The following is a 26699-nucleotide window of genomic DNA, read 5'->3' as shown; positions in this document are numbered from 1 at the left end:
ATAAGCCAAAATTCACCCTATAATTAAATAAAAGGAATTATGAGAAAAGTAGTACTTCTAATAACTTGCGTAATTGCCTCTCAAGTTATCAATGCACAGTTTTATATAAATGAGATTATGGTTGATCCTCCTGGGACAGATAATCCAAATGAATATATTGAAATACGAGGCGCAGCCAATACACCATTAACCAATACGTATCTTTTAACAATTGAAGGTGATGGTAATGATCCAGGAGATGTAAATGAAGTTATAGATTTAACTGGTCAAACCACTGGATCAAATGGGTATTTAGTATTGCTTACCACTGGTCATCCATATTCAGTTGATTCTTCTGCCAATATAGCTTTGGATCTTACTGATGGAGAATTAGAAGGACAATCTCATACGTTTCTTTTAGTACAAGCTACCACACCTCCTACTACTGGTGATGATATAGATAGTGACAATGATGGTACTCCAGATGGAACGCCTTATACAGATTGGACAATTTTAGATAGTTTTGCTCTTTTAAGAGATAATGACTCATCGGGACAAGCATACGCATATTCTTTAGTTGGATTTCTAGAAGACGATACTGCACAAGCAGATCCGGCTGTGTTTGCTCCTGCTGGTGCGAACATAGTAGTTACCACTAGTTCACAATTTGATTATGTTGCCAGAATTGGAAACTCTACAGGTTCTGCGTTAACAAATGATGAAAACACTTCTGATTGGTATGGTGGAGATTTACCATCAGGAAATTTACCTAATTGGACAATTAGCACATCCAGTACAGGGATCAAAGCTTATCCTGGTGTTTTTGCTGGTGTAGCATTAGATCATATTGGTGCAGATAACCCAACAGCAGCACTTTTATCTATAACAGAACAAGAATTAACTTCTGATATTTCTTTTTTTCCAAATCCAACTACCAACGTAATCAATATAAGCTCTAAAAACGATATAGTTTCATCAATTGAAGTTGTTGATGTTACTGGGAAAATATTAGTACAGAAAAAAAATGATCTAGATGTTATTGATCTAACTCCTTTTTCTACAGGGTTATATTATATGAATATTTATGGAGACGGAGCAAAGATTACGAAAGCTATTGTAAAAAACTAAAAATATTTTTACCACAGTTTGATTTTAATTTGAGTTTATTAGCTGATATCCTTGTTTTTTACAAGGATATCGCTTTTAAAAACAATAACGTGTGAACAATCAACAATGAGATTTTTTAGTATCATTTTTGTATTATTAATACACCTTGTGCCTCAAGCACAGGTAACTTTAAATGCCGATGGTGCGGGCAACACTTATGAACTCATCAATAGTGTTCTTGCGCCTGGTGCTAATGTCATAGAAGCTCCAGGAGTTACTGGTAGCACTTGTGATAACCATTCTACATACGCTGGTACAGATGGAAATCGCCACATAGATGAAGTGTTTGATACAGATCTAGGTATCCAAGTTTTTAGGTTTATTATTCACGTACAAGAAGATATTGATCGAGACAAATGTACCACCACAGATCGACAACGTAACGAAATAAAAACCTATGCCCCTTCTCCTGATAATCTAAAAGGAACACTGGGAGAAACCGTGCAATACCAATGGAAATTTAAATTAGATACTAATTTTCAACCTTCTGGAAGTTTTACCCATTTACATCAACTAAAATCTGTTGGAGCTGATACTGCAGAAGAAAGTCAACCATTAATTACTTTAACGGCAAGAAAAGGAAATGAAGACCAGTTAGAATTAAGATACGCCCCAACCACCTCGCAATCTACACTTACCTCAGTAAATCTTTCTCTATTAAAAGGAAATTGGGTAGAAGTTACTGAAACAGTTACGTATGGCGAAACCAACAATGCTATTTATAATATCCTTATTACTAACGTAAATACTGGAGCAGAAATATTGAATTATTCTTCTTCTGAATTAAGAATGTGGAAAACTAATGCCGATTTTATTAGACCTAAATGGGGAATCTATAGAAGCTTAAACTCTCCATCGGACTTAAGAGATGAAGAGGTATTATATGCCAATTTTTCTATAATTGAAAACCCTCAATTATCCATACCATCAATTTCTGATAGCGATTTATTTGATATATTTCCTAATCCTACAACAGGAATAATAAATTTTAATTTTTCAGAAATTGCAAATAATTATAATATTTTGATCATAAACGGATCAGGAAAGATTATTAAAAACCTAGATCAAACAAACAGCAATAAGAAAATAGATCTCACTTATCTTTCTAATGGGTTATATTTTGTTAAATGCATTGATAAAATGAAGAATACATTCACCATAAAGAAGATTGTAAAAGCAAATTAAACGAATTATGAAACCCTATATTACATTCGTCATTTTACTAGTAAATTATACTTTTTATGCACAGGTAACTTTAAATGCTGATGGCCCTGGTGATACTTATGAGCTTATAACTTCGGTATTAGCTCCTGGAAATAAACCTATAGAAGCTCCTGGTTTTAGCATTAATGATTGCGACAATCATTCTAGCTTCGACGGTACCCATATCACTGAAGCATTTGACAAAGAATTAAATGATCATGTCTTTAAGTTTTTTATTCATCTAAAAGAAGATAATGATCGTTGTAAAAAATTTGATAGACAACGGAATGAAATAAAATCATATGACAAATCACCCGATAATCTAAAGGGAGTTAAAGGAGAAACTGTAATATATCAATGGAAATTTAAAATAGATAAAAAATTTCAAGTTTCTAAAAAGTTTACCCATTTGCACCAATTAAAAGCTGTTGGTGGTTCTGAAAAAAACATGCCGCTCATAACGCTAACTGCTAGAAAAGGAAATCCCGATAAACTGGAATTAAGATATGCTTCTAATTTAGATCAAACCACCTTAGCAACAGTAAACCTGAATGCCTTAAGAGGAAATTGGATAGAGGCAATAGAAACTGTTAAATATGGCGAAAACGGAGTGTATAAAATCATCCTAACAAACCTACAGACAGGAGATGAATTACTTAATTACAGCGATAATACTATAAGAATGTGGAAAACCGATGCAGATTTTGTAAGACCCAAATGGGGCATCTACCGCAGTCTAAAACACCCATTGGACTTAAGAGATGAAGAAGTACTTTTTGCTAATTTTAAGGTTACCGAAATTCAATAGTATCTTTAAATATAGTCTACACTATATTGTAAAAAAACCATTTACCTTAACAATACTATGTTATTTGAATATTTTTAAAGATCAAAAACTCTGCTTAAATTAAATCCAAAGAAAAAATCACCATCTCCCCAATCACCAGATGCCTGACCTAAGAAACCGTTCTCAAACATCGGTTGAGCATTTGTAAAATGTACTTGAAATACATGTCCTCCTGTTTCAATATCAAAACCAATTGACAATGGGTTTTTAAATGTAGATCCACTACTTCTGTTTAAATGAACTCCATAATCTAAGTTGAGACTAAACCGTTTTGTTAATTTATATCTTCCTCCCATTCCTACAATAAACTGAGAATTATCCTGGTCATCGAATCTTACAAAATTCTCATGAAGATAAGAAGGAGCTAATTCTAAAGATAATTTTTTACCAAACTTTCTTGCAATCAAAACCTGAGAGACATAAGATAATCTATTACTAAATTCTAATTTAGGTAATTGATCTTTTTCTAAACCTGTATTAATAGTCAATAAATTATAACCTACAATCGTAAAAGGAAATCCATTCTTTTTTTGTCTAAAAAGCCTATACTTAACATGTCCTCCATACGTTTTCTGAAAAGAACTACGTGCTATCCCAACATTAAGTCCATCACTAATACCGTAAATAAACTTAAGTTGAGTTACAGCTTGATCCAAACCAAAAAAATCATCAATACCATTCTTTACACTACCAAAACGGTGAGCTACCACAAAGAAAAGATTTCCTTTATTGACAAGTTTTGTGGATTCAAAATTCACAATTTTTAATCCTTTAAAGGTAGCAGTTACAGTTTCGTCTTGCTCTACACCAGATTCTAATTCATCCAATAAATCATCTTGAGCTAATACAAAAAATGGGAAAACAAAAAGGAATAATAAGATTTTTTTCATGAAGTGATATTTATAAATATAAAAAGAGAATAATTATTTTATTACAGAGGCTTGATCTAATTTTATGACTTCCAAAAGCTCATCGTATCCTATGCACCTAGCCTTAATTGTATATGATGAATTAAGGGTTGTATCAGAAATACTATGATTGGTATCAAAAGAACAATATGCCGCCTCGCTAAGCATTACAGCATTAGGTTCAATTTCTGTAAGCTGTCCTGTTACAATAATTGTTTTATTTAGATATTTTTTTGACGATTCATCAGGACTATCGGCAAACTCTTTTGCCAATTCTATAGCATTCACTGTAAATGCAGCTTCTTCACCTTGTATATCTCTATGAGATTGATACACATATTTGTACCCAATAAATCCAGCAATAAGCAAAATTATAATTCCTATTAACAGCTTTTTCATAATACTATCTTACAGTTAAACTTGTTTTAAAAGTATGAAAATTATCTTCCTAATGAAATTTATTTTTGCATATCAATGAAATTTGGCATAATTTTTACCATTTAAATAATATCCTTAAATACAATTTATGAGAATACATCTTTTTAAAATTCTGGTTATTTGTTTAGTATTAACCAACATAAGTTGTGAAAATGACAGTGAAAGCGATCTTGTGGATGTAACCATCGTACCATTGGTTACTTACGAAAATAGCGTAAAAACTATTATAGATGACAATTGTACTACTTGTCATAATGATCCTCTAGTTAATTTTGCTCCTATGCCTTTATTGACTTTTGATCAAGTTAAGGAAGCTGTAGATAACAGAGGATTAATTAATAGAGTGTCCTCTGAAGATATTAGTTTTTTAATGCCTTTTGGAGGTCCTAGACTTCCTCAATCAACAATCGATGTTATCATCCAATGGAACACGGATGGATTACTTGAACAATAAACCTTTATACTCATGAAAAATATCATATTTTTATTATTCCTATATATTTCTGTAGGTGTTTTTGCACAAGAAAAGTACTTAACTAAGAAAGGAACCATCAATTTTGAAGCATCTGTACCTTCTTTTGAAGAAGTAAAGGCAAAGAACTCAACAGTAACAGCTATTCTAAATGCCGATAATGGCGAGTTTGCTGCATTAGCATTAATGAAAGGGTTCAGATTCAAAAATGCACTTATGGAGGAACATTTTAATGAGAATTATATTGAATCTGACGAATATCCAAAAGCAGTTTTTAAAGGAAAGTTTATTGATTTTGATAAAAGTAATATCAAAAATGAATACCTTATTAAAGGTACATTAACCCTACACGGTAAATCCAAAGATATAGAAGTAAAAGGCACCGTAAGTAAAGATGATGACACTATCTCTGTTTCTTCTTCTTTTATAACTAAACCCGAAGAGTTTGATATTAAAATCCCAAGTATAGTGAGCAAAAAGATTGCAGATGATATTTCAGTTTCTTTAAATTTTAGTTTAAAAAAGAAGTAAACTTCATTCGTTTTATCTTTTGTATCAGAAAACATTTTTTTAGTTATAAATACTAAAATCTTGTTATCTTTTCATTCTATTCTTAAAAAACCGCTACATTTAAAAGAAAAAATTCAAAGAAATCAATGAATTCCCTTAAAGCATTGTTATACTTTTCTATTTTTAAATACCCACTTTCTGCAAAGGAAATATATCAATTTTCTAATGCAACTAATGAAACGGAAATTGACAATGAACTTGAATATCTTAAAAAAAAGGGTGTCGTTTCTTATAACAATGATTACTATTTTATTGATAATAATGTTCATAACGTTTCTAGACGTATTGAAGGTAATAAGATGGCAAAAGCTGTTATGAACAAAGCAATAAAAAAAGGAGTTTTTATTTCTAAATTTCCTTATATTGAAGCTGTTGGAATCTCTGGTGCTTTGTCCAAAAACTATCACGACCAACATAGTGATGTTGATTTTTTTGTTATTACAAAGTCAGGGCGTTTGTGGATTGCCAGAACATTTTTAATGTTATATAAAAAAGTGTTCCTGTTTAATTCAAGGAAATTCTTTTGTGTTAATTATTTTGTTTCAGAAGATACCTTAGAAATATCAGAAAAAAACATATTTACAGCTACCGAATTATTGACTTTAATACCTGTTTCTGGAAATTTCACAAACTTTTATAATGCAAATCAATGGGTTTCTGAATTTTTACCGAATTTAGTATTAGGTAAATCTTCTATTCATGAAAGAAATAAGAAAAACTTGCTAAGTCGAACTATCCAAGTAATACTAAATTCTAAAATCGGTAACGTTTTAGATCGCGTTTTTCTGAAAATAACTTTAAAAAAATGGAATACAAAATTCAATACTTTAAGTAAAGATGACTTTGGAGTTGCTATGAAATCTACGAATGGTGTCTCGAAGCACCATCCTCAAAATTTTCAGAAAAAAGTTATCAATACGCTTAATCAAAAATATAATGAATTTCAATCCAAGTACGATATAGAACTAGAACAAGAACATGCTTGATATTTTGTTTTCACATTCATACTACTATCCTTTGGATACTAAACAATGGAAGAATAAAACTCCTTACCCTCCATTAGGCACTATCTATGCCGCATCTTTAATGAGAAAGCATGGCTATTCGGTAGATTTATTTGACACCAACTTAAGAGATACTCCATATGATATAGAAAAAGAAATTTCTGAAAGAAAGCCAAAGTTTCTTGTTTTATATGATGATGGCTTTAACTATTTGACCAAGATGTGTCTGACCACAATGAGGGAAGCCGCTTTCGAAATGATACGAATCGGAAAAAGCTATGATTGTACCGTTATCATAAACGGTTCTGATGCTACAGATCACTATCCTAAGTATTTGTTCAATGGAGCAGATTATATTATTCAGGGAGAAGGAGAAACAACACTTGCAGAGCTAATTACTGCTCTTAAAAATAACCAATCTCCTGAAAAAATTAAAGGGATTGTATATGCAACAGAAGAGGAAACCATTGCAAATCCTAAACGACCCGTTCTAAAAAATTTAGATGAATTACCACTTCCTGCTTGGGATTTGGTAGATATCGATGCCTATAAAAATATTTGGGCTTCTGGAGGTAACGATTTCACTTTAAACATTGCTACTACAAGAGGTTGTCCATTTAAATGTAATTGGTGCGCTAAACCAATTTATGGGAATCGTTATAATACACACTCACCTGAATATATTGTAAAACATATACAATATTTACAAGAAAATTATAACGTTAAACGTTTTTGGATGTGTGATGATATATTTGGTCTCACTCCTGGATGGGTACAGAACTTTAATCTAGAACTTAAAAAAACAAATACCTCACTAAAATATTATATACAAAGTAGAGTAGATTTATTATTAAAAGAAGATACTATTGATGCGCTAGCAGAATCTGGTTTACAAGAAGTATGGGTTGGTGCAGAAAGTGGATCTCAATCTATTTTGGATGCAATGGATAAAGGAACCAAGGTTGAAGAAATCTATACCGCAACCAAATTATTAAAAGCTAAGAATATACGAGTAGCTTTCTTTATTCAGTTTGGATATCTTGGAGAAACCAAAAGTGATATTTCAAAAACTATTAAAATGATTAAAGAATTAGTCCCAGATGATCTAGGTGTATCGGTATCCTATCCTCTTCCTGGCACTAAGTTCTATGAAAAAGTAAAAGATGACCTTAGGTTTAAAACTAATTGGACCGATTCTGATGACTTGGCTATGATGTTTAAAAGCACCTACAATACTAAATATTATAAAAAGCTACATAGATATGTGCATAAAGAATATAGAAAAAGTCAGGGATTACGATTTTTAAAGAACGTGATAAAAAGTCCTTCAAAACTTTCTGCAATTTCTTTTAAAAGAATAACATATCTGATGTATTATTTTCCAAGTGCGTTTATGGATGCGCAAATTTTAAAAAGAATGGAACATCTAAATGAGTGAAAGTTTTGACATAGCAGCAATAGCCTATGATACTACTTTTACTAGTAGCCACATAGGGAAACTCCAAAGGGATTTGGTGCATCAATATGTAAAAAAAGTACTTCCAGTAGATCAGAAACTTCATATTCTCGAAATTAATTGCGGTACAGGACATGATGCTATTTGGCTTGCTTCTCAAGGACATCGGGTTATTGCTACGGATATTTCTTCAGAAATGATTTCTGTTGCTAAAACCAAACAACGAAGTGATCATAAAGATCTTGAATTTAGACAACTAGACATCAATAAGCTAGAGACATTTGATACTGAACATTCTTTTGATTTAATATTTTCGGATTTTGGCGGGTTAAATTGTCTTTCTAATTCACAACTACAAACATTCTTTACATCAGCAGAAAAAAAACTAAAACCTAATGGTAAAGTAGTCGCTGTAATTATGCCAAAACATTGTGTTATAGAAACCTTTTATTTTATATTAAAAGGAAAAATTAAAAAAGCTTTTAGACGTAACACTAACCACGCAGTTGTAGCAAATGTAGACGGAACCCCAGTAAACACTTGGTATTACAACCCTAAAAATATTTTAAAAGTATCGGCTAAACTCTATAAAGTAATGAATATTAAACCCATTGGGTTTTGTATTCCTCCTTCTTACTTGGAACCATTTCTCAAAAATAATATTGGTTTTTTGAAAGTATTATCTAATCTAGATGCCTTTTTCAGGCGTTTCTCATTCTTATCAAAATATAGTGATCATTATGTAATCTCGTTATCAAAAAGATGAGCATTGTTCTTACGCACGCATATTATCTAAGTACGGATCCGAAAGAACAAAGGATTATGAAACCATACCCACCTTTGGGTCAACTTTATATTGCAGGGTATTTGCAAGAGCGAATCGTAGAAAACTATGTTTTTGACACAACCTTTAGCTCTAAAAAAGAACAATTAAGTTTCATAGCTTCAAAAAAACCAGATGTTGTCGCTATTTATGCAAATCTAATGACGAAGGTAGAGGTTATCAAACTCATCAAAATACTTATTACCGAAGCCTCTTATGGCTTCCCTAAAATAGTTTTAGGTGGTCCTGATGTAACATATAACACTGAAAACTATCTAAGATCAGGAGCTCAGTATATTGTGATAGGTGAAGGAGAAGAAACCCTATATGAATTATACCAAGCTATAATCAACAAAACAGATATACATGATGTTCCTGGTATTGCCTATTTAGATCAGAATAAAGTTGTAAAGACAACTGCAAGAATAAAAATGAAAGATTTATCGTTGCTTCCTTTACCCAATAGAAAGGCGATCGATATGCAAAAATATCTAGATACCTGGAAAAATAATCACGGACAAAGTTCGATGACCGTAAGTACTCAGCGTGGTTGCCCTTACACTTGTAAATGGTGTAGTACAGCTGTATATGGACAGAGCTATCGCAGAAGACCAGCTAGTCTTGTTGCGAAAGAATTAGTAATGCTTAAAAAGGAATACAATCCCGATACCGTTTGGTTTGTAGATGATGTTTTTACAGTGAGTCATAAATGGCTGGCAGAATTTCATAAAGAAGTGATACAACAAGATGCTATCATACCTTTTGAGTGTATTACTAGAGCAGAACGGCTTAACGATGAAGTATTGCAGCAACTTAAAGAAGCTGGTTGTTATCGCATTTGGATTGGTGCAGAAAGTGGTTCGCAAAAAATAGTGGATGCTATGGATAGACGTGTCAAAGTAGAAACAGTTAGAGATGCTATTCAAAAAACAAATGAACTAGGTATGGAAACTGGTACATTTATTATGGTAGGATATCCTGGCGAAGATGAACAAGACATTCAACAAACTATAACCTACCTAAAAGCTGCTAATCCTACTCATTTTACAATCACAGTCGCATACCCTATTAAAGGAACTTCTTTATACAATGAGATAGAAAATGATATTACCATACAACCCGATTGGAATACCTCAACCGATAGAGATATTGATTTTAAACGAACCTATCATCGTAAGTACTATGATTTTGCTGTGCGAAGAATTGTGAATGAGGTAAATTATTTTAAAAAGAAAACTTCTGCTAACGCATATAGTATATCCACTCTAAAGCTAAAATTGAAATCAATATTGGCTTTTTTCGCTATGAAATATTACAAATTGCAGTAATTATGTTACTTAATAGTACTAAACAAAATGGCATCTATTATGTTACAGAAAAAAAAGATATATTTTCCTCTGTTTATATAACAGTACGAGATAAAGAACAAAGAATTTATGATGATCATATTGTAGCTCGACTTCCTAAAGTTTTAAGTAATCATAAATACTATAACGAGTGGAAATTAAGACAAAAATCTACCAAAAGAATCGTTGATTATTTAACCGAGAAAAATACATCATTAAAAATCTTAGATCTAGGATGTGGCAATGGTTGGTTTAGCAATCAATTATCTAAGACACCTAATTCTGACATCTACGCTATAGATATTAACCATACAGAATTAGAACAAGCTGCGAGGGTTTTTCAGAGTTCAAATTTAAAATTTATCTATGCCGATATTTTTTCTTCTGAAACTGACAATCTACAAGATTTTGATATAATCACAGTAAATAGCTGTATTCAATATTTCGAGGATTTAGAGAAGATTCTAAGTAGATTAAAAAGTAAATTAAATTCAACTGGAGAACTCCATATAATAGATAGTCCTTTTTACAAAAAGTCTGAAATTACATTAGCAAGAAATAGAACTACCACATATTACAAAAACTTAGGTGTCCCAAAAATGATTCATCACTATTTTCATCATGAAATTGAAGGCTTACAAGGCTTTGAAATATTATATAATCCAAGAAAAAAAATTATGGATAAATTATTAAGACGAGAAGATTCTCCATTTATGTGGTTAATGTTTTCTAACACTATACATAATAGCAACTAGATTAGTCTATAAATTACTAATAAATCCAAGAGATATATGAAGAAGCTGTTTTTAAGAATTGGAATTCAATTAATAATATTTTTCGTGTTATTAGAATTAGGTCTTATGGGAACAACTTCTTTAGGCTTAATACAAATAGGAAAGCCACAATATAACTTTCAAATTATTGAGCATTTTTGGAATGATTCGGATTCTACATTTGGGGTTTGGAGAAAACCTTATCATGAATATATGCATATAACTAGTTGTTTCAACATTAATTACAAAGCCAATTCTATTGGGGCTAGGGATATTGAAAGAGAGTTAAACTCTTCTCGAAAAAGAGTAATAGTTATTGGAGACTCCTTTACAGAAGGATGGGGAGTAGAAATCAAAGATCGTTTTTCAAACCAATTAGAAAATATATCTCAACTTGAATTCATAAATATGGGTGTGAGTAGGTTTGGACTTACTCAAGAATATCTTTTATATAAAAACAAGGCCAAAAAATATGATCACGATGCTATTTTATGGGCTCTTTTTCCAGAGAATGATGTGATAGATGATGATTTATCCTATATGACTTCAATTCATAAAAATCAATATAAGCCCTTTTGGAAGGGTGAATACCCAAATTATAAATTGGTATATGGACCTGATGCCTACAAAGAAGGAATGCAAAGTATGGGGTCGCTTGGAGGTTGGAAAGGAATATTAAAGAATTTTACGTATACATACCATTTTTATAGATATATAAAATTAAGATACATTGGATATACCGTTTTTCAAAGAGAATCTCATTTAGGAAAAAGTGGTCATTTTAGGTTAAGTAATGAGCAATGGAATAGAATAAAATATAATATAGAGAAACTACTAATAGAATCTAAAGGAAAACAGGTTAATATTATAACGATTCCTAGTAAATACGATATTGTCAAGTATAAAAAAGAACAGTTAGATGTTCCACTAAGAGATAGTTTAGATGTTTTAAGTGCTCAATTGGGGTTTTCATACTATGATCTATTAAAAGAATTTAAAAAAGATGACTTATTGAATCAACAAGAATTATATTTTGATTGTGATGATCATTGGAATGTTGAAGGGCATAAATGGGCAGCAAAAGTAATAGACTCTGTATTTTCTTTTAAAAAATAACACATTATTGATTTAGGAATAGTTAAATAGGTAATTACAATAAAATAGATTAATGATTAAGGCCATTAAAATATATGGAGAACGAAATAGTGGGACCAATTATTTGGAACAATTAATTGATCAAAACCTACAAGTTAAAATTCTTAAATATAGACCTAATAAACTATCAACATCATTATTAAGAACCATAAAATATGATTTCGTTATAGATATTCTATCAACTATGGACAAGAAAAATTCCTTAGGATGGAAACATGGATGCCCTAGAGTTAAAGAAATTAATGAATTCAAAAAGCATCCTCTAGTGATTGTAACAATTACTAAAAATCCATATTCTTTTTTATTATCTCTTCATAAAAAACCATATCATTTTAGAGGAAAAAAAGATCCAGTTTTTCACAATTTTATTGAACAAGATTGGTTCCTAAGAAATAGAGATTTCTGTAAAGGAAGATATTTAGAATCACCCATTGAACTATGGAATGTAAAAAACAAATCTTACATTCATTTATCTGAAAAAACATTTCAAATTGTAATTAACATCACTTATGAACAACTCATTAAAAACCCTGAAGCTATTATTGATTTAATTGCAAAAAAAGGAGGTATACAGGTAAAAAAAGAAGAGGGATTTCAGAATATTGTAGACTCTACAAAAAAATCATCTCTAACCTTTGATGATTACAAAAACTATTACTTAAAAAAAGAATGGAGGAAAAATCTAAATAATCAAGCTATTGGTACAATTAACGAAAAAATAGACAGATCTATAATTGAATATTTTAAGTACCAAATCATCCAACTTGAAATGTGATTTAGTAAGACATAAACTACTCTAATATCTCAAACTTGATATTTAAAATAATATATTATCTTTATTTAAAACACTCTAATAAATCGAAACTTAAGTTATCAATTATATGGATTTAAAACCAGTATTCATATTGTTTACCGGTTTTTCTGGTAGTGGAAAAACAACATTGAGCAATACTCTAACTTCTCATTATAAAAACAGGAGAAAAAAGGTGGTTCATTTGGATGGTGATTACCTGCGTAAAACTTCTCATAACCAACTAGGGTTTAGTAGAGAAGATCGACGTAAGCAATTATTGCAAACTGGAGAGTTAGCCCTACAACACTTAAACCAAGGAAGTCATGTAATTGCTTCTCTCATTGCTCCATATGATCTGGATCGCTCTGATTTAAAGACCTATATCAACACCAAAGGTTTCAAGTTTATACTTATTTATATAGATTGCCCGATTCATATATGTATACAAAGAGATCCTAAAGGGTTATATAAAAAAGTCAGTGCAGGAGAGATTAAAAATTTTACAGGAATTGATGCTCCCTATGATATTCCTAAAGAACCTGATCTGTTAGTTTCTACTCATATTCTTGACCAAACGGAATGTATATCTAAGATTATTAACGCCAATTTCATTTCCTTTTAAACCTATTTTTCTTTGTAATATTTTGCAGAAAAATTGTTCTTTATTTTTTCTATAAAAAAGGATATTGGAACCGCCATTAAAGCAATACTCAACAATAAAAAACGATTTCCCAATCTACTTGCCAATTGATGATCATATAAAGAATAAAATATAACCTGAATACAAATTAGTATAAAGATTAAGAATAACTCCTTTCTATTGTTTTTAGGAATAAAAAACAAACCAATTACAGCTAAAAAAACAACAAAAACATTATCTATAACTAATCCATTTCGGGTATTAAAAAGTAACGAAATTAACCCCTTCATAAAAGGCAAATTAAAATCATTCGTATGTGATAATACCATTCTTGTCCCTTGATTATTTACTGTTAAAATTGAATGATAACCAGTATTAAAAGGAGATCCAAACATATAGTTGTTGTATATCATGAATGGTAAAACTGCAAAAACAAAGCTAACCCCTATTAGTAAATAAGTTTTGATATTCTTTAATGGAAGTCGAAATAAAACAAAACTCAGAATTGGGACAACAACAATAACATTACCTATTTTAGCACTAATAGCCAAACCAGCAAGAAGCCCAACCAGAATCCACCTTTCTTTAAGTAGGCTGATCAACAAGGCTAAAACTAAAAAACAACTAAATACATCAGGAGAAAAATTAAAAGCATATCTAAATAAAACTGACCCTAAACCAATTAATAATGATGCTATTAGAGCTGATATATCGGATACCCACAAGAGTAACAATTCATACAAAATAAGAACAATTCCTAGAGAACATAAAATATTAAACCACAAAGAACCAACGGGTCCAAAAACAAATCGAAAAGGAAGAGAAACGATTGTCATTAATGGTGATTGTTTAGCAGTTGGATATCCAAATTTTGATAATGCAAAATGACCATCATTCAAAGATACTATTTCATTATTATTACTAAGATCAAGATCCCCATCTTCCAGCAGGGAGGTCGCCATAAAATGATAAAATATAGCATCTCCTTTATTCCAGAGCCGATTAGAGTTCATTTCGCCAAAAGCAATTATTTTCGCCAAATACAAAAGAAATAGAGTAAGAAAAATGCTGATTTTAGGGTAGGTAATTATTTTTCTTAAAAGAGTATTCACTTTATTCATAAAATTAAAGGTACTAAATATTGAACGAACACTTGAATAGCCAGAAAGTAAAAAATCGTTGAAATTAATTATTATATTGTCATAAATAATTAAAATGAGCATCAAAGAAGTAATCAGAAAAAAAATTCTAGGAAAACACCCTTTATCTGATTATATCGCTATTGGATCTCCTACTCTTTCTGAAACTAAAGAAGATACTTATTGGGTATTCAAAAAAAATAAAATTAAGGTTACAGCTCGTTGTGTGCTTTATGACCCTACGATAATTGGCATTTTTTTCTCTGATGAAAAACCCAAAGATCAGATGAATACTGAAGATGTTTGTTTTCTAGAATATTACAACAATCAGAATGATAATTGTATAGGAAGCATTACGTTACAATTTGAAAATATTATTTCTGTTGATGAAACAAACAAAATATATCTATTCCTTGCTAAGGACGCAGATCTTAAATTGACCACATATCGATTAAAAATAATAAGTCAGCTTATTTACTTTAAATTAAGACACAAGCATAAAAGTTTTTTATCTAGTTTTAATTCGAAGCATTACAGAACCTTATCAGCGTTATTTACGCATCCTAGGCTGGTTCGACTACTGACGATACCTATAGATGAAAATAATAGAAGATATTTTCCAATTGATTTGTATTTACAAGTAAAAAACAGCATTGTTTTTGGGCTTCGCAATTCTAACAATTCCAATATATACTTAAAAAAAGGAGCAGTTCTATGTTTATCAGATGTTTTAATGCAACATAAATCAAAAGTATACAGCTTAGGAAAGTTTGGTGCAAAGACCAATGATCAAATAAATTTCGTGCCCACAGAATATTTAAAAATACGGATCCCTGATTTGTTTTTTTCATATGTAGAAATTAAAATAGAAAAAGTATTCACATACGAAAATCAAACAATATATCAAGCAGAGGTATTAAATCAATTCTATAATCAAAAGAACAAAGAAGAACTCTTACTATCTCATATACAATTATTAAGATACTTAAAACAACCTTTAAATTATACACATAAGGTAATATAATATACGCATGATCTTTTACATGAAATTAAAAAGAATAATTCACTCAAATAAAGAATTTCTTTATTTTTTTGGAACACCTTTGTTATTTATTTTAGTTTTAAGAATTTTAGGATTTGATGGACTTTATGGTCAAGATTCTTATGAATATCTAAGATATACGGAATCTATTAGAGGTTATTTCATAAACGGAACACTACCTGGAACTTTTTATTGGCCAGTTTTATATCCATTTCTTGCAAGTTTATTATCATTCGTTTTTGGAGATACAATTTTTGCTTTACAATTTATTAGTTCTATTAGTCTCTCAATCTCTGCTATATATCTTACTAAAACAATTCAATTACTCTATCCTAATCATCGATTTAGTTTTTACTATATCATGATTCTGGGTGTGTTTTCTCCTTTTTTATTTAAAATGAGTTTAGTGGTTATGTCTGATGTGATGGCCGCTATGTTTATCGTTCTTAGTTTCTATTGTTTCTTTAAGGCATATATTAATGGCACAAATCTAGCTTTATTTTTTTTGTTTGCCACTTGCGCATTCATGACTAGGTATGCCTCTTTATTTATTACGTTACCTATTATATTATATTCTATATATCTTACCTTTAAAAGAAAAACATTCAAAGATTTATTAATTGCTTCTATACTTAGTTTTATAGTTTGTATTCCTTTTATAACATTTCAACGTGATAACTTATTAGGAGCTTCGTCTAACTATTTTTTAAATTCCTGGTCTTTCCTGAATTATTTTAGTGCTAATCATACTACTTCAGACGGATTAAGGTCATATAATTTCCCAAATCTAATACACTCTTTTTATATATTCGTGCATCCAGGATTCGTTTTCATAGGCTTATTACTTGGCCTTATATCTATCAAAAAACGCAAATTGTTTTTTTCTTTTCCTCAAAAAATCATCTTCATCTCCATCGCTTTATATTTACTATTTCTATCTGGGATTCCCTTTCAAAATATTAGAGTATTAGGATTACTATTCCCAATTGTTTTATTATTATTCTACCCTTCTTTTTTAGAATTAATGAATTTTAAAATTTTAAAAAACAATGCTATAATTCTAGGAGTATTTAGTGTACTTATCCAACTCTCCTTATGGGGTATTACATTTAAACATACTTATAACAGAACTCTTTTTGAGAAAAAGGTAACAACAGCTTTAATACCATATCAAGGTAAAAACTTATATAGTTTTGATGTAGATAGTGCAATACAAGGAAGAGGATTAAACTTTGAATATAAAAACCTAATTAAAAAAATATATAATGATTTTCGCCAAAATGATTTAGTACTTTTTCATCCGACAAAATTCTCTAAACAATGGACTGGTAAAAAACCAATTATAAACTGGGATTATTTAAAAACAAATTACCATTTAGAAATTCTAGAAGAACTTCCTAATGGTTGGAAGCTCTATCAAATTCAATTAAAACAATAATTCAAATGATTTGGATTAAAATAAAATATCGATTTGCCTTACTTTATAGAACTTTCCTCTTAAAGTTTGGGTTTCAGAAACTATTACTTCGTAATAGATATGGTGAACGTATTTTAGTATTTCACGGTATCGACACTATAGGCAAAACTGATTATAATAGTAGGTTTGTTTCCGTAGATTACTTTGGAGCATTTATTAAATATATTACAACACATTTTAATGTTATCTCTTTGGATGATTATTATCAGAAAAACTTTAAACCAAATACTCTAAACATAGCATTAACTTTTGATGATGGCTATTTAAACAATTACGAACATGCAGTTCCAATACTGAAAAAACATAACATTCCAGCTTCTTTTTATATTACCTCTATTCATAGTAAAAATAAGTTTTTATGGCCTGATTTTATTGATTTAACATCGTATTACTCCAATAAAAAAGAAATTAATTTCGAAGGGAATCGTTATGTAAAAAATAGTAACAATGAATTTGTGTTTAATGGAGTTTCTCTAAAAAATAAATGCAAAACCATATCCTATGATAGGATTACACCTCTCTTCAATATTTTTAAGGATGAATGGGATATTATTAAAACAAAACCTTTAGAAGAGTATTGGAAATTAATGACTAATGATCAAATTAAAGAAATTGCAAACGACCCTTTATTTACAATAGGATCTCATGGTTTTACCCATGCTAATTTAATAGAAATCCCAAATCACGAAGCTGAAACAGAAAATTTAGCCAGTAAAACAATACTGGAAGAGATCTGCACTAAATCAGTAGATGAATTTGCTTTTCCTTTTGGAACATATAATGAACAACTGGTAGCGCATTGTAAATCTTTAGGTTTTAAAAAGGTTTTATTGGTTGATTATAATAATGACGTTGACAAAAAAGATACTACCTTAAGAAATCGTTTTGTTATCAACCCATACATTTCTATGAAGCATCAGCTTGTTTGTTTGTTAAAAGACTCCTATTTTTGATTATGGAGTATTCAATAGTTCCACTTTCTCAAGAGAACATTAAAGATCTTACTTATTTATATAAAAAAGTTTTCGGAAATTCAGTGACATTAAATTCTGTAAACAGGAAATTTGACACATCCTACCTAGGAAAAAGTCTTTTTGGCCACCTTGCTTATGATAAAGATCAACCCATCGCTTTTCATGGGGCTATTCCTGTATTAATGGAATATGAGAATACTTATGAAATTGCAGCTCAATATGGAGATGCTATGACATTACCTAATTATACTGGAAAAGGGTTATTTACTACTCTAGGCAATCACACCGATGAACAACTAAAAAGCGCAGGAATTAGGTTTGTCTGGGGTTTTCCTAATCAAAACTCTGAATATGGATATCTAAACAAGTTAAATTGGATATATAAAGAGCGTATGCAAGGGTTTAAAGTTAAAGCTGCCAATATTCCATTAGAAAAATTAGTTAAAAAAAATAATACTACAAACAGTCTTTACAACAAACGTATTGAACGCGTTTTTGAGAAATATAAAATAGATGTTTCTGTTAAAGGAAGTGTATTCAACAACACCCATATTGTTTCAACAGCAAGAAATTCAGCATATTATCAATACAAATCATTTACAAATAATTTCACCATAGAATTAAACAATGTTATTTTTTGGATAAAAATAAAAAATGGCCTCTTAATCGGTGATGTAGAAGCTTCTAATGAAATAGATTTTGATAAAGCATTATATCAATTAAAATCTATAGCTGCTAAAAACGGAATTAGTGAGCTCATATTTCAAGCATCTCCTGACACCCAAATCTCATCATTAATGGCTAATAGAGCCGATGAGCAGTTTGAATCTTGGGTTGTGGGATTTAAGAATTTTTCTTCTGATTTTCCTTTAGAAAAATTGAAATTTACCTTTGGAGATTTAGATACTTTTTAATCGTGAATATCGTCATAAGAAAACATCATTTTAAAGTTAATCCTGGGCAAAACAAAGAAGCTTGGGATTATATTAATACAGGGCTTTGGGAACCATATACGTTTGATATTTTGGATTACTTCGTAAAACCAAACACTACCATTATGGATATAGGCGCATGGAGTGGTGTTTTAAGTTTATACATTGCTCATAAAGCCCAAAAAGTATTCTCATTAGACCCTGATCCTGTATGTTTCCAAGAATTACAAACAAACATAAAACTAAATCCTATTCTAGCAGAAAAAATATTTCCTTATCAAACTGCTATTTCTGGAAAAAAAGAAACAATTCAATTATCTGCTAGGAAAACATATGGCGCATCATCAAGCAGTATTTTAAGTCGAAAAAAAGATACTGAGAATTCTTTAAAAATTACAGCAATATCTTTATTCGATTTCATAATACAAGAAAAAATTAAACAAGTAGATTTTATAAAAATGGATGTAGAAGGTGCTGAATTTAAAATTCTGCCCCATATCGGATTGACAATAAAAGAATTAAAGTATCCCACTTTATACATTTCTTTTCACTATAATTTTTTAAATGAACATATATATAATAAATCTATACACTCAAAATTTCTAAATAAAGTTTTATTAAAGCTGGAAAAAGTGATTGGGTTTTCATTTTTTAAAAAGAAAATCAAGGCCGCCATTCAACATTTACATGATGATCTTATGATTTACGAATATATTTATACAGCTAAAGGAGATTTAGTCGATAAAAAAATTTTAATTGAAAATCCTGAATTTATTAAAAATCACGATTTAGTTTTCACCAATATTAAATGGAAGTAACAATAATTTTTGAATAAAAACATATCACATATAGTTTTCTTAACACCTGGATTTCCTGGATCCGACAAGGATTCTACAACAATTCCAGCATTACAATCTTATTTAAAGTCATTAAGAAAAGTAGTTCCCAATACCAAAATTACATTACTTACTTTTCAGTTTCCTTTTTCAAATAAAACCTACAATTGGAATGGAATTCAAGTTATCTCATTAAACGGAAAAAATCAGAGATACAGAAAACTTTGGGTCTGGAACAAAGCTTTAAAAAAACTCAAGAAACTGCATCAAGAATCACCGATAACAACGCTGCATAGTTTTTGGATAGGAGAATGCTCCTTTATAGGACAAAAGTTTTCTGCTAAAAGAAATATCCCACACATTATAACCGCTATGGGGCAAGATATTTATAAAAACAATCGATATGTAATCAGTCTAATTGGATCCAATGCTAAAATTATTACGCTTTCTAAAAATCACTCGAATGCTCTTTTAAAAAATCATCAGCTTCAATCCACTATTATTCCTTGGGGATTGAATACGTCTGTCTTCCCTGAATTAAGACAAAACAAAATTGATATTCTAGGTGTAGGATCTCTAAACATTATTAAAAACTATACCGTCTTTATAACCGTAATAGCCAAATTGATAAAAAAACACCCCAAACTTAAGGTAGAAATAATTGGCCCTGGTAAAAAACCAGAACAAGTCTTAAAGATGATATCCAAATTTCAACTAGAAAACACAATCTCTTTTACTGGAATATTAAAAAGAGACCTGGTACTTGAAAAAATGTCACAGTCTAAAATTTTACTACATACCAGTACATATGAATCGTATGGGTATGTATTTGCTGAAGCTTTATATTCTGGAATGAGTATTGTTTCTAATAATGTTGGAATCGCACAAGAAAAGAAAGAATGGAATATTTGTCAATCAGAAGAAGAAATGGTAACCGCCTGCGATATTATTCTCTCTAGTTTGGATACCGAAAAAAAACGCATTTTGCTACACTCTGAAAAAGAAACCTTAAATTCCTATTTAAAATTATATAATGCGTAAACTCATAACTATAGGATTAAATACAGCGCGCGGTTTTGCAAGCCCTGTGTTCAATTTTTTGATAGTAATTTTTGGGATTACAAGTTTTGGTAAAGAAAATTGGGGAACATTAATTAATGTTCAACTATGGGTTTTCTTAACAGTCTTTATTTTAAACTGGGGACACAAAGAACATTTACTCCGAAAATATAGTGAAACGCCTTCCAGAATGTATCACTCTTTTTTTTCAAATTTTTTAAGTAGAAGTATTTTACTTCCTCTATCCTTTATATTCTTTTTCTTTTTCCCTTTTAATATTGCTCTATATAGTGTTATTCTAATTACATTAATGTATTGTTATCAATCTTCTTATACCTTACTTGTATTCCATTTAAAATTCGGCAGTCTTTTAATTGCCGAAATCATAAGTTTTACTATCATAATAAGTAGTATAGCTTATCTAGAATCATTTAATCTAGGTACATTTCTACAAATATATTGTATCGCTATTATTTGTAAGTTGATAATAATCTCAATGGCACTTAAACTTTGGAAAGAAAAAATTTCTTTTACAATTTCAATGAAAGAATTTCACCATGCTTTCCCTTTTTTTTTACTTGGGTTTAGTGGATGGATTGCATCTAAAATCGATATTTATATTGTGGACTTCTACCTACCTAAAGCAAGACTATCTGAATATCAATTATTAATTACTGCCTTTTTAATGCTTCAAGCACTATCCGCTTACATAACTTTACCATTTACAAAACATATTTATAGGCTTGCAGATTCGATCGTTAAAAAAATACAAAAAAAACTATACTGGATTGCGATTCCTTTAGTTTCTGTAGGTTCTCTTATTATTTGGATTGTAATGGAGCAATTTGTTCAATTAAATCTTAACTACAACTATTATATTGTAGGAGGATTGATAGCCTTACCTTCTTTTTTTTATGAACTAAATGTTATGCAATTACTTAAAAATCATAAAGAGAAAAAAGTAATTCTAATTAACTGTATTGGATTCATAATCAACTTCATATTCATTTTAACGCTGATTAAAGAATATCAGATTTTCGGAGTCCTTTTAAGTGTTTGTATAACAAAATGGTTGGTTTTAATTATATACAAACTAGAAAGTAAAAAAATAAAAAGTATTAGGTTGTTTTAAATTAATCTTGCTTGTACTATCATAAAACTGATACTTATATTATCTTTAATACCTATATGCACTTGACTACTCGTTAAGTTATTACGATAAGTAAGTAATATTATTAATATATCTTAGACATTTAATTTCAGGAAATATATTCCATGTTAAAAAAAATAAATAAACATTATTTTCCTAAAAATTATCTATTTGCTCCAGAATGGATTGTTCTAGGTGTAAATAACGTATGTAATTTACATTGCAAGATGTGTGATGTTGGAACTAAAACTATAGAAACCAATTTTGCTCAAAACTTAATAGGGACTCACCCTATCAACATGCCATTAGCATTGATTCAAAAAACAATAGACCAGATGGCAATTTTCTATCCAAAAGCAAAATTAGGGTATGCATTTACTGAACCTCTGGTTTATCCTCATCTTGAGGAATCTTTGATCTATGCAAAAAGTAAACAGGTAGAAACCTCGATTACCACAAATGCTCTAACATTAAAACAAAAAGCAGAAAAACTAATTGATGGAGCTTTAGGAAATTTGTTCATATCCTTAGATGGTCCACAAGACATTCATAATGAGATTAGGGGCCACAAAAAATCATTTCAGAAAGCTGTTGAAGGTATTGAAACAATACTAAATTTAAATCCAGAATTACCTATTTCTATATTTTGTGTAATTACAGAATGGAATATAGGTCATTTAAAAGCTTTAGTTGATTTTTTTAAGGATTACCCAATACAAAGAATAGGGTTTATGCATACTAATTACACACCTCAACATATTGCAGATCAACACAATGACATTTGGTTGAATACATATACTGCTACAGCTTCTAATGTAGAGGAAGTAAATGTTGATAATTTTGACCTTCAACTTCTATTAGAAGAAATTACAGCTATCAAAAATGAGAATTATAAATTTCCAATAAGTTTTTCTCCAGAAATCACTTCAAAAGAAAAACTCCACGAATTCTATCATCAACCTGAGAAAATTATTGGACGAGTATGCAATGACGTATTCTCCAACATTATGATAAAATCAGATGGAAGCGTAATTCCTGCTCATGGAAGATGTTATAATTTAACCTTAGGTAACTTATACGAAGATTCTCTAAAAGAAATATGGAATTCTAAAATTTTAAAAAAGTTTAGATCAGATTTAATTAATAATGGAGGATTATTGCCAGCATGTAGTAGATGCTGTAGTGCTTTTTAATTATGAAAAAAAATAAAGTCGTCATATTCAACCCTAGAAGTGCAGATGCTAAACATCGTATTCCTAATACCATTTTACAGGTTGGAGCTGCAATACACGATACATATGAATATGTTTTTGTAGATGGTAATTTAGAGAATAACCCTTGGGATACTATTAATAAATATTTTGAAACAGGAGATTTTACATATTTCTGTTCTACAGTAATGCCTGGTCCGCAGTTAAAACAAGCTATTCCTTTTTCAAAAAAAGTCAAAGAGTCTTACCCTAATAGTATTGTGATTTGGGGAGGTTATTTTGCTTCTAATCAATATAAAGTATCGATAACTTCTGGATATGTAGATTATATTGTCAATGGTCCTGGAGATAATACTTTCCCAAAACTTTTGGAGGTTCTCGAAAGTAAGAATTATAATGAATTAAGCCTCATTAAAAACCTTATTTATAAAGATAAAAACAAAAAAATTATACAAACTGCTAAGGAAGCATTATTAGATCAAGATAGTTTACCACCGCTTCCTTATAAATACTTAAATTCTTTTTATCCCTTAGAAAATTACCTCGCTAAAACCTTTCTGGGTAATAAAACGCTGGCATATCATTCCAGTATGGGATGTCCGTTTACCTGTTCATTTTGCGCGGTAGTTCCTATATATAATGCCAGATGGAAAGCTAAATCTGCTCTAACCGTATATAAGGATATTAAATATTTTAAAGATCATTATAATATTGATGCTATTGAGTTTCACGATAACAATTTTTTCACTTCTAAAAAACGAGTTTTAGAGTTTGCTGAATTAGTAAAAGATGATAACATTCAATGGTGGGGAGAAGGAAGAATTGACACCATCAATCAGTATAATGACGATGAGCTTCGTTTAATGAGAAAAGCGGGGTGCAAGATGTTTTTTCTTGGCGCAGAAACAGGAAATGATGAAGTCTTAAAACAAATGAATAAAGGAGGAACACAATCAGGACAAATGATTAAAGATTTTGTACTACGCATGAAAAATGTAGATATTATTCCTGAACTTTCTTTTGTACTAGGTCTTCCAGGAGCCAATGAAAAAAAAGTATATGATCAAATTCTTTGGGATATTAACTTTATTCGTGAAATAAAAGAAATCAACCCTAATGCAGAGATTATCATTTACTTATATAGTCCTGTACCTACAGAAGGGTCTGAATTGTATCAACAAATCATAGATGCTGGGTTCTCGTTTCCTAAAACATTAGAAGAATGGATCGATCCAAGTTGGGAAAAATTTGATTTACGTAAAAATCCTTTAACTCCCTGGCTAAAACCTTACATGATTGATAAAATCAAAAATTTTGAAACTGTTTTAAACGGCTACTATCCAACTGTTTCTGATTTTAGAATAAAAGGATATAAAAAACAACTTTTAAAACTAGTTTCAGGATATCGATTTAAATATGGTTGGTATCAATTTCCTTATGAAATTAAAGTCCTTCATAAAATATGGAAATATAGGCAACCTGAAATACAAGGGTTTTACTCAGAATAAATGAGAAATTTAATAAAAAAAATAATTCATCCTTTTTTCAAAACAGGAATGAACATCTATTTCTCCAAGCCTAGGAACTATTCTTATGGAGATATTAGTGTAACGGTCCAACCTGGAGTATTCCCTCCGCATCTAACAATTAGCACTAAAATTCTTTTAGATTATCTTGATACTGAAGATTTAGAAAACAAAAAAATTCTAGAATTAGGATGTGGCTCTGGAATTATTTCTTTATTTGCTGCTAGCAATGGAGCTATTGTAACTGCTTCTGACATCAATAAAGTCGCTATTGAAGCTATTGAAATGGCTTCTGAAAAAAACAACTTGAAGATCAAAGCCATATACTCGGACTTATTTGATCAATTAAATAACTTATCTTTTGATTATATTATTATTAATCCTCCTTATTATCCAAAAGAACCTAAAAATATAAAAGAAAAAGCTTGGTACTGTGGTGAAAATTTTGAGTATTTTGAAAAATTATTTTATCAGTTACCTCAATACATACAACAAAACAACTACATACTAATGATTTTATCCGAAGATTGTGATATCGATTATATTCAATCAATTGCGCTAAAAAATCATATTCTTTTTCAGCTTATAAAAGAGCAGAAAGTAGTCAATGAGCAAAATTTTATTTTTAAAATTGTTTTAGATGAAAAAGTGGTTTAGGTTAATCTCAGTAAATATTCGTAATACAATTATTGTCATTATCGTACTTGAATTTTTTCTAAGTCTTTTATTTCAGCATCGCGATGAAAAACGGCAGCAAGAAAATGTTGATTTTAAACTGGCCTCTGGAGTATATCAAAATGTTGATGATGAAATAGTAAGAGATTTATTTACCGAACAATATCGTGTTGATAGTGAATGGGCTCCTTATGTACACTATCGTCTAAAAGAATTCAATGGAACCTATCAAAATGTTAACTCTAATGGGTCAAGAAAAACAATAAATTTGAATCTCAAAAACACAGAAAATGCTTTAAAAATATTTTGTTTTGGAGGTTCTACGATATTTGGAACAGGAGCAAGAGATGAATTTTCTATTCCTTCTTTACTATCTAAGTACATATATAAAAACTATCCAAATAGAAATATTGAAATTACAAATTTTGGATGTCACGGTTATATTAGAAATATCGAAAACATACAACTTCAACTTGAAATTCTAAATAACAACATACCAGATATCGTCATATTTTATGATGGCGTGAATGAGATCATATCTGCACAAGAAAATAATAAAGCTGGTTATCCTACTAATGCTTCTTATCGAAAAAACGAATTCAAAACAGGTACTAGTTATGCGAAAAAAATAAGTTTTTTATATGCATCCAGCAACATTAAGAGGTTCATCACTTATTTGCAGCGAAAGGTCTTTAAAAAGAAAACCACAGAAGTTACTACGCTTGGAAATCTACCTCAAGAAATTGCTACTCAATATACTCGATCTATAAAAATCACTAAAGCATTAAGCGCAGAATATGACTTTGAGGTATATAATTTCTTACAACCCGTAATTTTTTTAGATAAACCACTATCTGAGTATGAAAAATTAATGGCCAAAAAAAGCACTTATTTAAAGGAATTATACCTTGATTCATACAAATACATTCTCCAAAACAATGAATTGAAGAAAGATTCAACATTCATAAATATTAGTGCAATTTTTGAGCAAAACAGCACACAAATTTATACAGATTTTTGTCATATTGCTGAACGAGGAAACGATAGTATTGCTAAAAGAATATTTAATACCATACGACCTTCTTTTTGAAATTAATTAAAAAG

The 26699-nt window shown here is 30.0% G+C and carries 27 protein-coding genes; 24 read left to right on the top strand and 3 right to left on the bottom strand.

Annotated elements, in window-relative coordinates; all coding sequences use genetic code 11:
- The first annotated feature begins 39 nt into the window (after nucleotides 1-39).
- The 3 genes from QBK95_RS20740 to QBK95_RS20730 all read left to right on the top strand — a co-directional run bounded on the left by QBK95_RS20740 (nucleotide 40) and on the right by QBK95_RS20730 (nucleotide 3157).
- Nucleotides 40-1107 (top strand): T9SS type A sorting domain-containing protein, encoded by a 1068-nt coding sequence (locus tag QBK95_RS20740; protein ID WP_280936475.1) that lies wholly within the window; start codon nucleotides 40-42, stop codon nucleotides 1105-1107.
- Between the two features lie 105 nt (nucleotides 1108-1212).
- Nucleotides 1213-2331 carry a T9SS type A sorting domain-containing protein gene (locus QBK95_RS20735; RefSeq protein ID WP_280936474.1) on the top strand — a complete coding sequence of 373 codons (1119 nt, stop codon included), beginning with the start codon at nucleotides 1213-1215 and terminating at the stop codon, nucleotides 2329-2331.
- Between the two features lie 7 nt (nucleotides 2332-2338).
- Nucleotides 2339-3157 carry a heparin lyase I family protein gene (locus QBK95_RS20730; protein ID WP_280936473.1) on the top strand — a complete coding sequence of 273 codons (819 nt, stop codon included), beginning with the start codon at nucleotides 2339-2341 and terminating at the stop codon, nucleotides 3155-3157.
- A gap of 74 nt (nucleotides 3158-3231) precedes the next feature.
- Here the strand turns inward: QBK95_RS20730 and QBK95_RS20725 are convergent, their stop codons facing one another.
- Nucleotides 3232-4086 carry a DUF5777 family beta-barrel protein gene (locus QBK95_RS20725; protein WP_280936472.1) on the bottom strand — a complete coding sequence of 285 codons (855 nt, stop codon included), beginning with the start codon at nucleotides 4084-4086 and terminating at the stop codon, nucleotides 3232-3234.
- Nucleotides 4087-4119: 33 nt separating this feature from the next.
- On the bottom strand, nucleotides 4120-4503 hold the full coding sequence (locus QBK95_RS20720) for an OB-fold protein (RefSeq protein WP_280936471.1): 384 nt from the start codon (nucleotides 4501-4503) through the stop codon (nucleotides 4120-4122).
- A 127-nt stretch (nucleotides 4504-4630) separates the two neighbouring features.
- Here QBK95_RS20720 and QBK95_RS20715 point away from each other — a divergent pair, with 127 nt between their 5' ends.
- From QBK95_RS20715 to cysC, 10 genes are all read left to right on the top strand, one after another.
- Entirely contained in the window at nucleotides 4631-4996 is a 366-nt protein-coding gene (locus QBK95_RS20715; RefSeq protein ID WP_280936470.1) for a hypothetical protein, read from the top strand.
- Between the two features lie 12 nt (nucleotides 4997-5008).
- Nucleotides 5009-5545, top strand: coding sequence for a YceI family protein (locus QBK95_RS20710; RefSeq protein ID WP_280936469.1), 537 nt, complete (start codon nucleotides 5009-5011; stop codon nucleotides 5543-5545).
- Nucleotides 5546-5670: 125 nt separating this feature from the next.
- On the top strand, nucleotides 5671-6570 hold the full coding sequence (locus tag QBK95_RS20705; protein WP_280936468.1) for a nucleotidyltransferase domain-containing protein: 900 nt from the start codon (nucleotides 5671-5673) through the stop codon (nucleotides 6568-6570).
- A gap of 31 nt (nucleotides 6571-6601) precedes the next feature.
- Nucleotides 6602-8026: a B12-binding domain-containing radical SAM protein gene (locus tag QBK95_RS20700; RefSeq protein ID WP_280936467.1), complete on the top strand. Its 1425-nt coding sequence runs from the start codon at nucleotides 6602-6604 to the stop codon at nucleotides 8024-8026.
- Entirely contained in the window at nucleotides 8019-8810 is a 792-nt protein-coding gene (locus QBK95_RS20695; RefSeq protein ID WP_280936466.1) for a class I SAM-dependent methyltransferase, read from the top strand. The genes QBK95_RS20700 and QBK95_RS20695 overlap by 8 nt, the downstream gene beginning before the upstream one ends.
- Nucleotides 8807-10195, top strand: a complete 1389-nt coding sequence (locus tag QBK95_RS20690; RefSeq protein WP_280936465.1) for a B12-binding domain-containing radical SAM protein — start codon at nucleotides 8807-8809, stop codon at nucleotides 10193-10195. The genes QBK95_RS20695 and QBK95_RS20690 overlap by 4 nt, the downstream gene beginning before the upstream one ends.
- Nucleotides 10196-10197: 2 nt before the next feature.
- Complete coding sequence (locus QBK95_RS20685; RefSeq protein ID WP_280936464.1) at nucleotides 10198-10968, top strand: methyltransferase domain-containing protein; 771 nt, start codon at nucleotides 10198-10200, stop codon at nucleotides 10966-10968.
- Nucleotides 10969-11004: 36 nt separating this feature from the next.
- On the top strand, nucleotides 11005-12102 hold the full coding sequence (locus QBK95_RS20680) for an SGNH/GDSL hydrolase family protein (RefSeq protein ID WP_280936463.1): 1098 nt from the start codon (nucleotides 11005-11007) through the stop codon (nucleotides 12100-12102).
- Nucleotides 12103-12154: 52 nt separating this feature from the next.
- Nucleotides 12155-12916 carry a hypothetical protein gene (locus QBK95_RS20675; protein ID WP_280936462.1) on the top strand — a complete coding sequence of 254 codons (762 nt, stop codon included), beginning with the start codon at nucleotides 12155-12157 and terminating at the stop codon, nucleotides 12914-12916.
- A gap of 106 nt (nucleotides 12917-13022) precedes the next feature.
- Nucleotides 13023-13556 (top strand): adenylyl-sulfate kinase, encoded by a 534-nt coding sequence (gene cysC, locus QBK95_RS20670; protein WP_280936461.1) that lies wholly within the window; start codon nucleotides 13023-13025, stop codon nucleotides 13554-13556.
- Between the two features lie 2 nt (nucleotides 13557-13558).
- On the opposite strand, the gene QBK95_RS20665 is transcribed toward cysC, so the two are convergent.
- Complete coding sequence (locus QBK95_RS20665) at nucleotides 13559-14614, bottom strand: glycosyltransferase family 39 protein (RefSeq protein WP_280936460.1); 1056 nt, start codon at nucleotides 14612-14614, stop codon at nucleotides 13559-13561.
- Nucleotides 14615-14789: 175 nt separating this feature from the next.
- On the opposite strand from QBK95_RS20665, the gene QBK95_RS20660 reads away from it, so the two are divergent.
- From QBK95_RS20660 to QBK95_RS20610, 11 genes are all read left to right on the top strand, one after another.
- Nucleotides 14790-15737: a hypothetical protein gene (locus tag QBK95_RS20660; RefSeq protein WP_280936459.1), complete on the top strand. Its 948-nt coding sequence runs from the start codon at nucleotides 14790-14792 to the stop codon at nucleotides 15735-15737.
- Between the two features lie 19 nt (nucleotides 15738-15756).
- On the top strand, nucleotides 15757-17193 hold the full coding sequence (locus QBK95_RS20655) for an ArnT family glycosyltransferase (RefSeq protein ID WP_280936458.1): 1437 nt from the start codon (nucleotides 15757-15759) through the stop codon (nucleotides 17191-17193).
- A 5-nt stretch (nucleotides 17194-17198) separates the two neighbouring features.
- Complete coding sequence (locus QBK95_RS20650) at nucleotides 17199-18185, top strand: polysaccharide deacetylase family protein (RefSeq protein WP_280936457.1); 987 nt, start codon at nucleotides 17199-17201, stop codon at nucleotides 18183-18185.
- A gap of 2 nt (nucleotides 18186-18187) precedes the next feature.
- A complete protein-coding gene (locus tag QBK95_RS20645) occupies nucleotides 18188-19120 on the top strand; it encodes a GNAT family N-acetyltransferase (protein ID WP_280936456.1) in 933 nt (310 codons plus the stop codon).
- Nucleotides 19121-19122: 2 nt separating this feature from the next.
- Nucleotides 19123-19956 carry an FkbM family methyltransferase gene (locus tag QBK95_RS20640; RefSeq protein WP_280936455.1) on the top strand — a complete coding sequence of 278 codons (834 nt, stop codon included), beginning with the start codon at nucleotides 19123-19125 and terminating at the stop codon, nucleotides 19954-19956.
- Between the two features lie 9 nt (nucleotides 19957-19965).
- Nucleotides 19966-21015, top strand: a complete 1050-nt coding sequence (locus tag QBK95_RS20635) for a glycosyltransferase (protein WP_280936454.1) — start codon at nucleotides 19966-19968, stop codon at nucleotides 21013-21015.
- Nucleotides 21016-21529: 514 nt separating this feature from the next.
- On the top strand, nucleotides 21530-22165 hold the full coding sequence (locus tag QBK95_RS20630; protein WP_280936453.1) for a polysaccharide biosynthesis protein: 636 nt from the start codon (nucleotides 21530-21532) through the stop codon (nucleotides 22163-22165).
- 143 nt (nucleotides 22166-22308) lie between these two features.
- Nucleotides 22309-23376, top strand: a complete 1068-nt coding sequence (locus tag QBK95_RS20625) for a radical SAM protein (RefSeq protein ID WP_280936452.1) — start codon at nucleotides 22309-22311, stop codon at nucleotides 23374-23376.
- A 2-nt stretch (nucleotides 23377-23378) separates the two neighbouring features.
- On the top strand, nucleotides 23379-24902 hold the full coding sequence (locus tag QBK95_RS20620) for a B12-binding domain-containing radical SAM protein (RefSeq protein ID WP_280936451.1): 1524 nt from the start codon (nucleotides 23379-23381) through the stop codon (nucleotides 24900-24902).
- The gene (locus tag QBK95_RS20615; RefSeq protein ID WP_280936450.1) at nucleotides 24903-25577 is read left to right on the top strand and encodes a methyltransferase; all 675 of its coding nucleotides are present in this window, start codon (nucleotides 24903-24905) and stop codon (nucleotides 25575-25577) included.
- Complete coding sequence (locus QBK95_RS20610) at nucleotides 25561-26685, top strand: SGNH/GDSL hydrolase family protein (RefSeq protein ID WP_280936449.1); 1125 nt, start codon at nucleotides 25561-25563, stop codon at nucleotides 26683-26685. The genes QBK95_RS20615 and QBK95_RS20610 overlap by 17 nt, the downstream gene beginning before the upstream one ends.
- Nucleotides 26686-26699: the final 14 nt, after the last annotated feature.

This window comes from Aquimarina mycalae (assembly GCF_029906345.1).
GTDB lineage: Bacteria > Bacteroidota > Bacteroidia > Flavobacteriales > Flavobacteriaceae > Aquimarina.
Note: the sequence above shows the minus strand (reverse complement) of the source record. Positions and strands in the feature narration are given on the sequence as shown.